At 58.1% G+C, this 13279-nt stretch carries 11 protein-coding genes; 7 read left to right on the forward strand and 4 right to left on the reverse strand.

Annotation, left to right across the window (positions count from 1 at the left end; genetic code table 11):
* Positions 1–154: 154 nt before the first annotated feature.
* Together AC1Q6Y_RS11515 and AC1Q6Y_RS11520 are read right to left on the reverse strand one after the other, a co-directional pair.
* Complete coding sequence (locus tag AC1Q6Y_RS11515; protein ID WP_492624586.1) at positions 155–2566, reverse strand: glucose/quinate/shikimate family membrane-bound PQQ-dependent dehydrogenase; 2412 nt, start codon at positions 2564–2566, stop codon at positions 155–157.
* A 216-nt stretch (positions 2567–2782) separates the two neighbouring features.
* The gene (locus AC1Q6Y_RS11520; RefSeq protein ID WP_492624587.1) at positions 2783–4165 is read right to left on the reverse strand and encodes a carbohydrate porin; all 1383 of its coding nucleotides are present in this window, start codon (positions 4163–4165) and stop codon (positions 2783–2785) included.
* A 366-nt stretch (positions 4166–4531) separates the two neighbouring features.
* Between AC1Q6Y_RS11520 and AC1Q6Y_RS11525 the strand changes: the two genes are divergently transcribed.
* Positions 4532–4762 (forward strand): VF530 family protein, encoded by a 231-nt coding sequence (locus AC1Q6Y_RS11525; protein WP_007985772.1) that lies wholly within the window; start codon positions 4532–4534, stop codon positions 4760–4762.
* Between the two features lie 2 nt (positions 4763–4764).
* On the forward strand, positions 4765–5409 hold the full coding sequence (locus AC1Q6Y_RS11530; RefSeq protein WP_492624588.1) for a Pr6Pr family membrane protein: 645 nt from the start codon (positions 4765–4767) through the stop codon (positions 5407–5409).
* A gap of 171 nt (positions 5410–5580) precedes the next feature.
* Here AC1Q6Y_RS11530 and AC1Q6Y_RS11535 read toward each other — a convergent pair whose 3' ends face one another.
* Together AC1Q6Y_RS11535 and AC1Q6Y_RS11540 are read right to left on the reverse strand one after the other, a co-directional pair.
* Complete coding sequence (locus tag AC1Q6Y_RS11535; protein ID WP_492624589.1) at positions 5581–6366, reverse strand: siderophore-interacting protein; 786 nt, start codon at positions 6364–6366, stop codon at positions 5581–5583.
* The gene (locus AC1Q6Y_RS11540; RefSeq protein WP_057716251.1) at positions 6363–6938 is read right to left on the reverse strand and encodes a PadR family transcriptional regulator; all 576 of its coding nucleotides are present in this window, start codon (positions 6936–6938) and stop codon (positions 6363–6365) included. Before AC1Q6Y_RS11540 ends, AC1Q6Y_RS11535 begins: the two co-directional genes overlap by 4 nt.
* A gap of 501 nt (positions 6939–7439) precedes the next feature.
* Between AC1Q6Y_RS11540 and AC1Q6Y_RS11545 the strand changes: the two genes are divergently transcribed.
* From AC1Q6Y_RS11545 to AC1Q6Y_RS11565, 5 genes are all read left to right on the forward strand, one after another.
* Positions 7440–7928: a CS1 type fimbrial major subunit gene (locus AC1Q6Y_RS11545; RefSeq protein WP_492624590.1), complete on the forward strand. Its 489-nt coding sequence runs from the start codon at positions 7440–7442 to the stop codon at positions 7926–7928.
* 107 nt (positions 7929–8035) lie between these two features.
* Positions 8036–10558: a TcfC E-set like domain-containing protein gene (locus AC1Q6Y_RS11550; protein ID WP_492624662.1), complete on the forward strand. Its 2523-nt coding sequence runs from the start codon at positions 8036–8038 to the stop codon at positions 10556–10558.
* A gap of 39 nt (positions 10559–10597) precedes the next feature.
* Positions 10598–11338: a molecular chaperone gene (locus AC1Q6Y_RS11555; RefSeq protein ID WP_340315400.1), complete on the forward strand. Its 741-nt coding sequence runs from the start codon at positions 10598–10600 to the stop codon at positions 11336–11338.
* 137 nt (positions 11339–11475) lie between these two features.
* Positions 11476–11949, forward strand: coding sequence for a CS1 type fimbrial major subunit (locus tag AC1Q6Y_RS11560; RefSeq protein WP_492624591.1), 474 nt, complete (start codon positions 11476–11478; stop codon positions 11947–11949).
* 34 nt (positions 11950–11983) lie between these two features.
* Entirely contained in the window at positions 11984–13243 is a 1260-nt protein-coding gene (locus AC1Q6Y_RS11565; protein WP_492624592.1) for a hypothetical protein, read from the forward strand.
* The last annotated feature ends 36 nt before the right edge of the window (positions 13244–13279 follow it).

The following is a 13279-nucleotide window of genomic DNA, read 5'->3' on the forward strand; positions in this document are numbered from 1 at the left end:
CCCCCCCCCCCCCCCCCCCCCCCCCCCCCCCCCCCCCCCCCCCCCCCCCCCCCCCCCCCCCCCCCCCCCCCCGCTCCTACAGGGGACGGCGGTGGTGGCAATAAAAAGGCGACGCCTGTGAGGGCGTCGCCTTTGTTCTGACTGCCGCTAAAACTTACTCGGACAGTTTGTAAGCAATCACATAGTCACCCATTTTGGTGCCCAGTGAGCCGTGACCACCGACGACCAACAGCACGTACTGCTTGCCGTCCTTGCCGGTGTAGGTCATCGGCGTAGCCTGACCGCCAGCCGGCAGGCGCGATTTCCACAGCTCGTTGCCGGTGTTGACGTCATAGGCGCGCAGGTATTGATCCAGCGTACCGCTGAGGAAGCCGACGCCGCCGGCGGTGACCATCGAGCCGCCCATGCTTGGCACGCCGAGTGGCAGGCCGATAGGCAATGGCGAGCTGTCGCGGCTGGTGCCGTTCTTGCGTTTCCACACGACTTTGCTCGTGGTCAGGTCGATGCCGGCCACGTAGCCCCAGGCCGGCGCCTGGCACGGTACGCCTAACGGCGACATGAACGGGTGCATGATCACCGCGTAAGGTGCGCCCGTGTTCGGTTGCACACCCGCGGTTTCGCTCTCGCGCTTGCTGTCGGCTGCGACTTCGGCACGAGGCACCATCTTCGAGACGAAAGCCATGTAGTTCGGGCTGGTGAACAGCATCTGGCGAACCGGGTCGACCGAAACACCGCCCCAGTTGAAGACGCCGACGTTACCCGGATAGATCAGGCTGCCCTGTTCCGACGGCGGGGTGTACTGGCCTTCGTAGCGCAGTTCCTTGAACTGGATGCGGCACAGCATCTGATCGAACGGGCTGGCGCCCCACATGGCTTTTTCGGTCAGTTCCGGGGCCAGCAGGTTCAGGTCCGAACGAGCCTGGGTCGGCGCGGTGCGGTCACCTTTTACGGCACCTTGCGGAGCCGGAATCTCCTTGATCGGGATGATCGGCGTGCCGTCACGACGGTCGAGGACGTACAGGCTGCCCTGTTTGGTCGGGGCGATCAGCGCAGGTTTCACGCCGTCGGCGGTTTTCATGTCCAGCAGGGTTGGCTGGCTGCCGACGTCCATGTCCCACAGGTCGTGGTGAGTGAACTGGTAGTTCCAGCGCACCTTGCCGGTGGCCAGATCCAGCGCGACCAGGCCGGCACTGAACTTCTCGGCGCCCGGGGTGCGGTCTGCGCCCCACTGGTCAGGGGTCTGGTTGCCCAATGGCAGGTAGACCATGCCGAGTTTTTCGTCGACGCTGGCCAGCGACCACATGTTGGCCGAGTTGCGGCTGTAGTGTTCGCCCTCTGGCAGCGGTTCGGTCGCGTCGGGATTGTTGCTGTCCCAGTTCCACACCAGATGACCGTCGTGTACGTCAAAGGCACGGATCACGCCGGATGGCTCGTTGGTCGACTCGTTGTCGGTGACGTGGCCGCCCATGATCACCAGATCACGAGTGATCGCTGCTGGCGAGGTGGAGTAGTAGCCGCCGGCGGTGAACGGGCCGATGCCTTGAGTCAGGTCAACCACACCGTTTTTACCGAAGCCTTCGCAGATCTTGCCGGTGTCGGCGTTGAGTGCAATCAGGCGTGCATCGGCGGTTGGCAGGTACAGACGACGCGGGCAAGCCTGGGCAACGGCTTTGCCGGCCTCGGAAATCACTGCGGAGGCAGCGCTTTCAGACTTGGCGTAGGCCGCTTCGTCGTAGTACGACACGCCACGGCAGGTCATGTGGGCGAAGCCCTTGAAGCCCACCGGGCTCTTGATCTGCGGGTCGAAACGCCACAGTTCCTTGCCGGTGTCCGGGTCCAGCGCCAGCACCTTGCTATGGGCGGTGCAGGCATAGAGCATGCCGTTGGCCTTGAGCGGGGTGTTTTCGTTGGTCAGTTCCACCGGGTCATCAGCGGTTGGCAGATCGCCGGTCTGGATACGCCAGGCTTCTTGCAGCTTGCCGACGTTGGTCGGGGTGATCTGCTTGAGCGGCGAGTAGCGGTCACCGAATTCGCTGCGGCCATAGGCCTGCCAGTCGCCTTCGGGCATCTGCGGCGCGGTGCTGGTCATGTCCGCGGTGTCGCGGCCCAGTTCGCCGAAGGTTTCGCCCGGATGGGTGAACTGGCTGGCCACGGCGGTGGCGCCGGCCAGGACCACGGCCACGCTCAAGGCGCCAGTACCCATAGGGACAGGGCCGTTGATCAGCAATGGACGACGGAACCACGGCAGCAGCATCACCACACCGAGGGCGAACCACAGCGCCAGGCGCGGCACCAGTTGCCACCAGTCGAGGCCAACTTCCCACAGCGCCCAAACAGTGCTGGCGAACAGTACCAGTGCGTACAGGCCCAGAGCCGCGCGGCGGGCAGCGATCAGCAGGACGCCGCTCAGCGCGATGCCGATACCGGCCAGCAGGTAATACAGCGAGCCGCCAAGCATGCTCAGCTTGATCCCCCCGGCCAGCATGGCCAGGCCCATCAGCAGAAGCAATATGCCGAGCAGGGTCGGCAATAGACGGCTTCGGCTCAAGGCACCATCAGTGCTCATAGTGTGATTCTCCGTGACGTTTCAAGTAGTCCCGCGCAAGTTCACTGTAGATGACGATCTTGTGCGGGCAGGGTTCATATAAAACGGGTTAGTCCCTTGTAGGAGCGAGCCTGCTCGCGAAGAACCTGAGAGCGCCGTGTGGTGTCAGGCTCGCAGCGTTATCGTTGACGTCCATCGCGAGCAAGCTCGGTCCTACAGGGGGGGTTGTGGTGTTTTTTAGAACGACGACTGGACCTTGATCCCGCCGATCAGCGCGTCATCGACCTCGTCCACGCCTCCGGGATGGCGGATGTATTGCAGGTTCGGGCGCACGGTCAGCCAGTTGGTCACGTGCACGCCGTAATAGAGTTCGGCGCTGTATTCGGTGTCCTGAGGTGGCAGGTAGGACGGATTGTCGTAGTCGAAAACAACATTGGCCTGGTTGGTCGCCTCGGCATTCTTGCGATAGGCCGGGTTGACGTGGACGCGGGCCATGGCAAAGCCGATGTCGTCCCTGGCGCGCGCATCGAGCAGGCCTTTGTAGACGAGGCCGGCCTGGACGTAGTTGTCGATGGCGTTGGTTTTTTTGTCGTGCATCGTGCCGTTGGCGAACAGGCTCAAGCCGCGAGAGTGGTCGCTGGCGAGGCTGGTGACTTGCTGCTGAAGGCCCAGCCACGCGCCGTGTTTGCTCGACGCGCTGCGATAGGCTTCGCCACTCAGGGCGGCAGGCTGGCCATTGCTGTCCTTGTAGACGTCGGTGGCGTTGGCGCTACTGTAGTAGTAACCGGCGCGGTATTCACCCGGCAGGCCGTTGAGTTTCGGCGTCCACACCAGCTCCACCGGCAGGACTGCGCCCTGGGTGCCGCTGCCGCTGAGCTTGAAACCGTTGTCGCGGTCAAGGTTCGACGGGTTCTGCTCATACGCGCCGATCTGCGCGTACAACTCTGGCGTCAGGTTATATTTGACCCGCAGCGCCCACTGGCTGACCGGCCAGTTGTACCAGATGTCGCCCGCCCAGTTGCCGACCTGGGAGCCGCAGAACGCCAGGTTCTGGAAGTCGCAGGGGAAGCTGTTGAAGTCTTCACCTTCGCCGAAGCGGCCGACCTTGATGTCGAGCTTTTCATCGAAGAACTTCTGCTGATACCACATCTGCGTCAGGCGCCAGGTCTGGCCGCGGCCCCAGACTTCCTGGGCCGATGTGAAGCCGCCGACACGCGGGTCGTTGATGCGGTCGTTGCTGATGTTGTTGCCGCTGCGTTCGGTGATGGTCAGCTGAAATTCGGCATCGTCCCAGCCGAGGATCTTCTGCAAGTCCAGGTGGGTGCCCAGGCCGAACTGGTCGCTGTAGCGCGCGGTGCGGTCGTGGTCGTAGCCGCCGTGAAGGTTGCTGCCCATTTCGCCGGTGTAATCCAGTTTGAAGTCATAGCCTTTTCCCGCCAGCTCCGTACGTGTGCCGTTCCAGTCGCCGAGCATCCACGGTGAGTCGCTATCGAATGCCGGAGCGGCCTGGACACAGGTGGCGAGGCCGAACGCGGTGAAACCGCCGATCAGTTTGAGGGCGTTGTGGCAAGAGACAGTCTTAAAGACAGCGCTGTCTTTCGAAAATCGCAAATCAGGCATAGGGAAGAAATTCTTGATCTTTTTCTGGGGGATGAGCGGAAGAAGTGACTGGCAGAAGCGTTTCAGCTAAAGCGTGCGCAAGGATAATGTTCCGTTACAAATAGAGAAAGGGCTTTTGATGACATGCATCGTTTCGGATTTTGTAACAGTTAGCTCTTTGTAGGAGCGAGCTTGCTCGCGATGGTCGTGAACGATAACGCGTCAAACCGGATACCCAGCGGCGTCGTTGCGTTTTTCGCGAGCAAGCTCGCTCCTACAGGATTCCAGGACTCCAAGATCACCTACATTTAACAGACCGCTTCCACCCGAAGAAGCCCTCGGCTAAGGTGCGCGGCTTTCCCATTCCAACATCGCTGAAGGCCCGGCATGACCGAACACAACACTGATCCGCTGCATGGCGTGACGCTGGAACAGATCCTCAACGCGCTGGTTGAACACTACGAGTGGTCGGGGCTGGCCGAGCGCATCGATATCCGCTGCTTCAAGAGCGACCCGAGCATCAAGTCGAGCCTGACGTTCCTGCGCAAAACCCCGTGGGCGCGGGAGAAGGTCGAGCGCCTGTATGTGAAGTTGATGCGCACCAAACGACCGCTTTGAACATGGTCAACCCGTCTGTGTTACGCCGTCGTTTTGTGGTCGTGGCTGCCATGCTCGGCTGGGCGGGGTTGAGCATCCAGATGTACCTGATTTTCCATTCGCGCTGGACGCTGGGCGCCAGCCTGATCGGCGGGCTGGTGAGTTTTTTCAGCTACTTCACCGTACTGAGCAACACCCTGGTGGCGACCGTGCTGACCTGTGCAGTGACATCCCGCGAGTCGGCGGCGCGTCGCTGGTTCTTGCAGCCGTGGGTCAGTAGTGGCATTGCCGTGAGCATCGCCGTGGTGAGCCTCGCTTACAACCTGCTGCTGCGCCACTTGTGGCATCCCGAGGGCTGGCAATGGCTGGCCGACGAACTGTTGCACGACGTCATGCCGCTGCTGTTTCTGGTGTATTGGTGGAGTTGCGTGCCCAAGGGCAGGCTGCGGGTGGGACACATCGGGTTGTGGGTGATCTATCCGCTGGTCTACTTCGCCTATTCGCTGCTGCGCGGGCATTTGCTGGCGGTTTATCCCTACCCGTTCATTGATGTCGAGAAACTGGGTTATCCACAGGTGTTCATCAATGCCGGCGGGTTGTTGACGGGGTTTGTGGTGATTGCCTTGCTGGTGATTGGGTTGGATCGGTGGCGTGCCGCCCGGAAGTGAACGCTGATTGTGGCGAGGGGGCTTGCCCCCGTTGCGCTGCGAAGCAGTGCTAAAAGCTGCAATGAGTATTTATCTGAAACACCGCATCAGCAGATTTTACGACTGCTTCGCAGCCGAACGGGGGCAAGCCCCCTCGCCACAAAGTCTTCAACCAGCGATTGAGCGAGCAGATCACTCCTCGTTACTGTCCCCCAGTTTCCAGTAACCCACCGCCTTGACGAACTGCTCATCCAGCCCGTGCTCATCCAGCAGCACCCGACGAATCTGCCGCGACACTTTGCTCTCGGTCGCCACCCATGCGTACAGGCTGCCGGCTGGCACCTGGATCTGGCGCACCGTGCTCAACAAATGATCTTTGCCCCCTTCGCGCAGCACCCAGATCACATTGACTTCGGCAGCGCTCTCCAGCACTTGCTGCTCCTTGCCGTTTTCCACTTCGACAATCACCAATGCGCGTCGATTGGCTGCCAAGCCTTCGAGGCGTCGGGCAATGGCGGGCAGGGCGGTTTCGTCGCCGATCAGCAGATAGCTGTCGAACATGTCAGGCACGATCATCGAACCCCGTGGCCCGCCGATGTGCAGGAACTGCCCCGGTTTGGCCTGTTCGGCCCAGGTCGAGGCAGGGCCGTCGCCGTGCAGTACGAAGTCGATGTCCAGTTCCAGGGCGTCCAGATCGTAGCGACGCGGGGTGTAGTCGCGCATCTCAGGCAGCGGACCATTGTCCTTGCCGGCGCCCAGCACCAGGGTTTCCAGCGCCGCGGCCTGTTCGGCATTTTGCGGGAACAACAGTTTGACGTGATCGTCCGTGCCGAGGCTGACAAAGCCTGCCAATTCAGGGCCACCCAAAGTAATCCGGCGCATGCGCGGAGTCAGGTCGACCACCCGCAACACTTCCAGGCGACGGCGTTTGATTTCGTGCATGACACGGTGAATGGTTGAGGCGATGACTTCAGTCATTCGGCGTTCTCCTGAACGGGTTGAACGGCGGGGCCGTCGACGATGGCTTTGGCGGTGTCGTTGAGCAGGACAGCGACGCGCCGGATTTCTTCCTTGCTCCAGCGGCCGTGGTGCAGTTGCAGCGCGTGGCGCAGGTTATGCACGGCTTCGTGAATTTCGGGCGGGCGATCATGGCCGCGCAGCGAGCGTTTGCTGACATCGATGCGCACCCGCACACCTTCAAGGGCGATGGCTTGCTCTTTCAGGGACAGACGTCCGGCGTCGGTCACGCTGTAGCGTTTTTTTCCGCCTTCGGCGTCGCCCTGGATCATTTCGCTCTCTTCCAGAAAGGTCAGGGTCGGGTAGATCACACCAGGGCTGGGGCTGTAGGCGCCGTCGAACATGCCTTCAATCTGGCGGATCAGGTCGTAGCCGTGGCAAGGCTGTTCGGCGATCAGCGCCAGCAACAGCAATTTCAGGTCACCGGGGGCGAAGACCCGGGGGCCGCGACCACCGCGCTCACGTCCGGGGCGTTTCTCGAAGCCGTCGCGGCCGTCGCCGTGTTCACGGTGGGGGGAATGATGGTCTCTCATTTCTGCTTTCTCTCGTCGTGTTTAGATACAACTTAAGATATATCTTAACGAGAAAGCAAGCCCCCCTGACCGGTGGCCGTCCCGAGCGACGAGCCGATGACCCCGCCAAAACCGCAAAAATAGTGGTAATCAGTGCGGGTGAAAAACCTGAAATTAGTGTTAACTCTCTAATGTTGGGTTTTGGCCTGTTAAATGCGGGGCTTGTGGTATTGGTCTTACAGAAGTAACTTCGTTAGTTTCTGCTTGTCATTGCCGTTAGTGTGCGGTTTGTAGTATTTCTCTTACAGTCAGACATTGGTTTTTAAGTTATTTCAGGTTTTTTCTTTCCCGGGTGATAGCACTTTGGCTACGCACTTGCAGGAACGTTCCTGCTTACTTTCCAGATAAATTGATCGATCATCTTTCGGCGTTGAAAGTTCAGCTGAGCAAATAGCTGCTCGTGACGGTTTTGCTCAACTTGAACTTTCTGCGCTTATCCTTTTAAAAGACAGGTACTGAAAGATGTTCAAGAAAATCGCGTTTGCTGCTCCTCTGGCTGTTCTGACACTGAGTTCTTCCATGGCATTTGCTGTGGAGCCGATTTCAACCTCGATTAACGTAAGGGCATTTATCCCAACCTCTCTTTTCAATGCTGCGCCTCAAAACCCAAACTTCGGGCAAGATGAAGTTATGACTCAACTAGGTAGTGGCGATCTGTCTACCGTAGATGCCATCTTCAACTTGAAGCACACAGATCCGAAAGGTGCCATCAATGCTCTGACGGAAGGTGATGTGGCACTGTATAACGGTCGTGACAGCATTCCGTTGACCGTCTCTATCGGCAGCGTCGAAGTGGACGAAAACACAAAGGAAATCGTGAACGAAACCGAGTCGGTAGCGGGTGTACAGCGTACGTTGAGGATCAAGACCACCACCCCCCCGACCGCCACTCAAACCGGTGACTATGCTGGCAGCTTCGCGGTGGTGTTCGAGCCTGTACTGAAGCCTTGATTGATCTAGTGCTCTTATAAAGCATTCTTTGTTGAAACGTCTGCCATCCAGCCATTGAACGATGGCTGGTTGGCGTCGGCTTGTTATGTAATCAGAGTATTCCGATGATGTTCCCGATGACTCCCATCGCGGCTGCGCTCGCGCTTTTTTTGTGCGCTAGCGCATTGGCAGCGCCCGCTAATAACGTCACTACTCCCCGAAGCTTACTTGCTCAAGCGAAAGGTTTGCCGGCCGACTTCGAAGAGCATTTCTTCGATGTGCCATTGGCTGTTCGGGTGGAACTTGATCAACAACTGCTGGGTGAAGCGATGATTGTGTTATCTCGCGATGATCGAATTACCCTGCTCGAATTTACCGATGTTGGCGATAGCAGTATTTCTGCCAGCGAACGTGAGGTCTGGGCCGCTTACTTAAAGAAAGGCGTCGCCCTTGGTGCGTGCGAAGGCAGTTGTCCAGAGCAGATGCTGGCCGTGCATTACAACCTGCAAAATTCATTGGTGTCGATTGCCACCGAAAACGCCGAGCGCAATACGGATGCCAAACGGTATTACGATTTGCCCGAAGGCGGCAGTACCGGCTTGATCGTGCGTAATCAGTTGAACCTCAACGGTGGCCAGGAGCAAGACCTCGGCGGACGCTATGGCCTGGAAGCCAGCAGTAGCCTGGGCAACTGGACCCAAAGTCTGAACATGCAACTGGCACGTTTGGGTGGCCCTGACGATAAGCTCTACCACGCGGTGCACGAGCTTTTTACCCAACGTGAACTCGAAGGCAGCTTCCTGCGTCTGGGCTATTTCACCCCCAACTCCGAAGGGTTGAGCCGTCAGCCGCGTTCGTTCGGCGCCAGCCCCGATACGGCGGCAGGCCTGATGTACGGCAGCTCCGACAGCTTGGCCATCAACAGCCCCAAGCCCAGCGTTTACCCGATCTACGTCATCGCCAACCGTCAGGCCTCGGTGGAGATCTTTCGCAACGGTTTGCTGATCAATACCCAACCGGTGGATGCCGGCCTGCAAACTCTCGATACGCGCCCCCTGCCGGGCGGGATCTACGAAGTGGAAGTGCGCCTGATCGAAGACGGTCAGATCACTTCCACAACTCAAGAGCTGATATACAAACCCACCAACTGGCGCAATCAGGACAGCCGCTGGCGCTATAACCTGTTCGCCGGCCAGGAAAGCAAGTTGCTCAGCAACTGGGACGAGCAAGCTTATGGCGACATGACCGCCGGCGCCGCCGTCAACTTCCTGCTGCACCCTCGGGTGATTCTCGGTGTGTCGGGTCGCCAGGTGCGAGACAAGATGCAATACGGCACCTCGGTCGACTGGACCTTGGCGAACAACACCAGCTTGTTCGCCAACGTCTATCAGACCGAAGACCACGGCACCGGTATGGACCTGCAAGCGATGTACAACTATGGCGCCGGCAGCGTATTCGCTACCCACAACCGTAGCTGGCTGGATACCACCAACACCTACGAAACCCTACCCGACGGCACGCGGGTGCGTCAGCGCAATGTGTTTGTCGGCCAGACCAGCACCTCGTCGTTATCGGTGAATCATCGGGTCAGCAGCAGAAGCTCGATCAACGGTCGTGTTTCCCACAGCGATGGAAATATCGAAGGTGTTGGTGTTGACCTCGGCTGGACCCAGCGCGGCAACCTGTTCGGCAGCGATGCCAACTGGCGCCTCTCGATCTTCGATCGCCCCGGCAGTTTCAGCAGTGGCGACAAACGTAACCGAGGTGTCGACCTGAGCGTCAGCCTGGCACTTGGCGGGCCGGGCGAGCAGTGGTCGGGTAGCATTGGTACTCGCACCTCCCGTGACGGTGGCCGTGACAACAACGCCTCGCTTACCTATCGCAAGGACCTGCAGGACCATGTGCTGCAAAACGTATCGGCCACGGCGATTACCGATACCTACGGCGTCGGTCTTTCCGGCCTCGCGAGTTTCAGCAATGACGCCATCAATGGCGATGTCTTCGTTCAACGCTCCTCTTTCAATGAAAACCTCACCGGCGGTTTGAACCTCGACAGCACAGTGGCCGTGGGCGGCCAACACATCGTCATGACCAGCCAGCATCAAGGTTCCGGTGCCGGGATGATTGTCGACGTCGAGTCCGACCTCGATGACATTGCCTTGCGTGCCGACGACTTGAGCGGCGGCAGCGCGAGCCTGCGACCGGGCCGCAATTTCATCCCGATCACCGCCTACAAAAACAGTTCGGTGAGCTTCGACTTCGAAGGTAACCACCCGCCGGCCGCAAGCATCCAGCCGCCACGCACTCGCTATCACCTGAACAAGGGCGGTGTTGACTACCGCAAGATCACCGTCAGCAAAACCCTGACCGTCCTCGGTCGTTTGATCGACCCCCAAGGCAAACCGCTCAAGGGCCATCACGTCATCAACCACGCCAGCCGTGGGGTAAGTGAAGTGGACGGGTTCTTCTCCATGGAAATGAACGCCGGTTCACCGACCCTCGAAGTGCGGTACGGAGAGCAACTGCTATGTCAGTTCCGCCTGGACACTAGCCGTGGGCGAACTGAAAACAATGTGTTGATGATCGGCGACTTACGGTGCACTCCCGATACGGTGGCAGATGCAAATTTTATGGCTCAGTCAGCGGGTTAATGACCGGTTTGAAGTGATTGATTTACGAGGGATAGGACTATGAAGCGCCTGTTGGCAGTGTTTGGTTTTTACGTATTCACCACGTCGGCCCATGCCGCTCCGAATATTAACATCGGCAGCGTGTATGACTATCTGGACGGGGATAAGAGTACCTTTTTGAAGCGGGTATTCAATGGAGGGGACAGCACCGCGTTCGTCAAGGTAAACATTCTCGAAATCCTCTATGACGCCGATGGCACCGCGCGGGAAGTGCCTCTAAAGACCCAGGTCGATGCCGATGCTCGCGATGGTTTGATGGCCAGCCCGGCTCGGCTGATTGTTCCCGCTAATGGCATGCAGGGTACACGCCTCTTGTTCATGGGGGAGCGCGATAGGGAGCGGTATTTCAGAGTGCGTTTCGTGCCGGTAGTACCCGAAAAGGAAGACGAGTTTGCGGTCTCTAGCGAAGAGCGAGAGGACTATAAGAAGAATCTGTCTGCCGGGGTCACCATACTGGCCGGTTACGGTGCAGTGTTCTTTGTTCGCCCCAAAGAAACGCGCTTCGACAGCGTGATCGAGAACGAAGCAGGGAATTATCTCATCCGCAACAATGGCAATAGCGTGGTGATCGTCGACGAGTTCAAGGATTGTGCAGTCAAAAACGATCGGGACTGCCTGCCCGCCACCAAGCATCACATTCTGGCTGGCCGGACTTTCCAGTTCGAAAAACAGACCGGCCGTGAATATCGCTTCACAGTTATTGAAGGAACTGCGACTAAAAAACTGGAAGTGAGAGGGTAGTGCCATGGACTGTCAACCAGCCAGGCCCGAGTCATTTCAGGTTTTTTTTCTGATTGGCGTTACCATTTTAATAGTCCTCGAACTGCAAGTAATAGGTCATCACTATGTTTAGAAATTTAACAACGATGACATTATCGGTGTTTCTGTTGCTGAACAGCATTTATGTATTCGCAATTACAGAGCGCGAAACCTTTGAAGTGTCGGTCTCTATCCCGACCGCTGAGTTTTACGTGCTGCCAGTGGACCATGAGTGGCTTGGTCGTGAACAGAAACTGGATTGGAACTCGACGACTGAGGAATTAAGTCGCCTGCGTAAAAGCTTCGATGTAAAAAACAGCAATGGTGGGATCGTTGCCCGTTTGTCTACGGAGCCTTATTTGAGCAATGGCAGGGACAACGACAACATCGTATTGGACGTGAGTTTCAACAGGACAAAACTCACATTGGATAACGCAGAAGTCGTCTCGGAAGTAGACGGAAAAACGGGCAGGCGGGTGTGGTTGGAAATCGCTGCGGTCAAGCCGCAAGAAGGTTACAAGCCCGGTGAGTATTACGGCAGTGTTCATATGATTTTTGAGGCCATCGCTCCTGGATCTCGCTTGGGGCAATAGGTTCCGTCATGTTGGAATTTCAGGTTGATTCATAATGAAGTTATTTTTTTCGTCAGGAACAATGGCGGCGTTCTCGTTGGTGGGTAGTTTGTTGGCCGGGCTGCACTCCCCATCTGTCGGCGCGGTGGTACAGGAAATAAGCGCGAAGTTCGTGCCTGATCCGGCAAATCCCTTGGTCAACAAGTTTGTCAACACTACGCCGCAAAGTGGCGTATGCCCAAACCATATATCCAGCACCTGTGCGCGATTAGGCATCTTCAGCCTGCGGGTGCCCGGCCTACAATTTCGTTCGACACAGCCAATTCCGGCCGGGCATACCGATCCGAGGCAGGGGGCGACCTTCCGTGTGCCGTCGAGCTGGCGTCCAGTGGACGTCGTCCACAGTCACACAGGTGAACAAGAGACCGTCGAGATGCGAATCGCCGGAATTGGTGGTAGCTGGACCGTGGCAAGGCCGCCTGGGGTGAGTGCCTGGACACCGCCGGCGGGCGGCTATTGGCGTAATCCATGGATAAGACCACCTGCTCCTTGTACCGGTCTCAACATAAATATCGCCGGAACGGCTCATGCGTATTTCTTTTGGCTCATTCCTGAAGGAGCGGGGGCTTGCGGCGTCGTGCCAACTAAGGATATTCCCTGGTTCGAGCACCGGTTAGTCGAATACGTTTATGAACTCAAGACCCCCAACCCTCTGACCATGTCCTCAGGAGAATATCGAGGTTCAACGACCTACAGCGCGGGCCCTGGTGGTGACTTCGACATGGGCGATGTCATGCTGCCAAACGACTCGGCAATCACGCTTAATTTCACCCTTGATGTTCAACATTCGCTGAAGGTTGACATCCCGCCGGGGGGGAACCGAATTGTTTTGCTGCCTCAAGGTGGTTGGCAAGCGTGGTTGAATCAGGGGCGCAAGCCGGTACGGCTATTCCGCGACCAGACGTTCAATGTTTCGGCTTCATCCCGGTTCAAGATGCAACTCGAATGTCAGTATGTCGTGGGCAATAACTGCGCGGTGCGTGACACGACATCCGCTGATCTTGTGCCCTTGAACACCAGTGTGAGTTTGCCCAACGGTTTGACGGATGAGTCAGGGCAGCCGGTTAATCGCCGTCCTCTGCGAATCGATGGAGGCGGCACCGAGTTGTTTCAGCCCGGCTTTTATGTCGAACGCAAGCCTGGAACCCTGCATTTTGAAATCGCAAGGGAACACGTCGAACAGATGTTGCACGAGGGGGTTTCAAAGACGTTCTCGGGGGATGTCACGGTGATCTGGGATTCGGAAGTGGATTGAAGATCTCCCCTGAAGGCTCCGAAGGAGCCTTCAGGG

Source organism: Pseudomonas sp. GW823-FHT06E10, from assembly GCF_058794995.1.

Excerpts from the sequence above, each read along its gene's own strand:
- AC1Q6Y_RS11545 (WP_492624590.1), top strand. The coding sequence starts at position 7,440 with ATGTTCAAGAAAATCGCGTTTGCTGCTCCTCTGGCTGTTCTGACACTG.
- AC1Q6Y_RS11530 (WP_492624588.1), top strand. The coding sequence starts at position 4,765 with ATGGTCAACCCGTCTGTGTTACGCCGTCGTTTTGTGGTCGTGGCTGCC.
- AC1Q6Y_RS11515 (WP_492624586.1), bottom strand. The coding sequence starts at position 2,566 with ATGAGCACTGATGGTGCCTTGAGCCGAAGCCGTCTATTGCCGACCCTG.
- AC1Q6Y_RS11540 (WP_057716251.1), bottom strand. The coding sequence starts at position 6,938 with ATGAGAGACCATCATTCCCCCCACCGTGAACACGGCGACGGCCGCGAC.
- AC1Q6Y_RS11555 (WP_340315400.1), top strand. The coding sequence starts at position 10,598 with ATGAAGCGCCTGTTGGCAGTGTTTGGTTTTTACGTATTCACCACGTCG.
- AC1Q6Y_RS11550 (WP_492624662.1), top strand. The coding sequence starts at position 8,036 with ATGTTCCCGATGACTCCCATCGCGGCTGCGCTCGCGCTTTTTTTGTGC.
- AC1Q6Y_RS11535 (WP_492624589.1), bottom strand. The coding sequence starts at position 6,366 with ATGACTGAAGTCATCGCCTCAACCATTCACCGTGTCATGCACGAAATC.
- AC1Q6Y_RS11520 (WP_492624587.1), bottom strand. The coding sequence starts at position 4,165 with ATGCCTGATTTGCGATTTTCGAAAGACAGCGCTGTCTTTAAGACTGTC.
- AC1Q6Y_RS11525 (WP_007985772.1), top strand. The coding sequence starts at position 4,532 with ATGACCGAACACAACACTGATCCGCTGCATGGCGTGACGCTGGAACAG.
- AC1Q6Y_RS11565 (WP_492624592.1), top strand. The coding sequence starts at position 11,984 with ATGAAGTTATTTTTTTCGTCAGGAACAATGGCGGCGTTCTCGTTGGTG.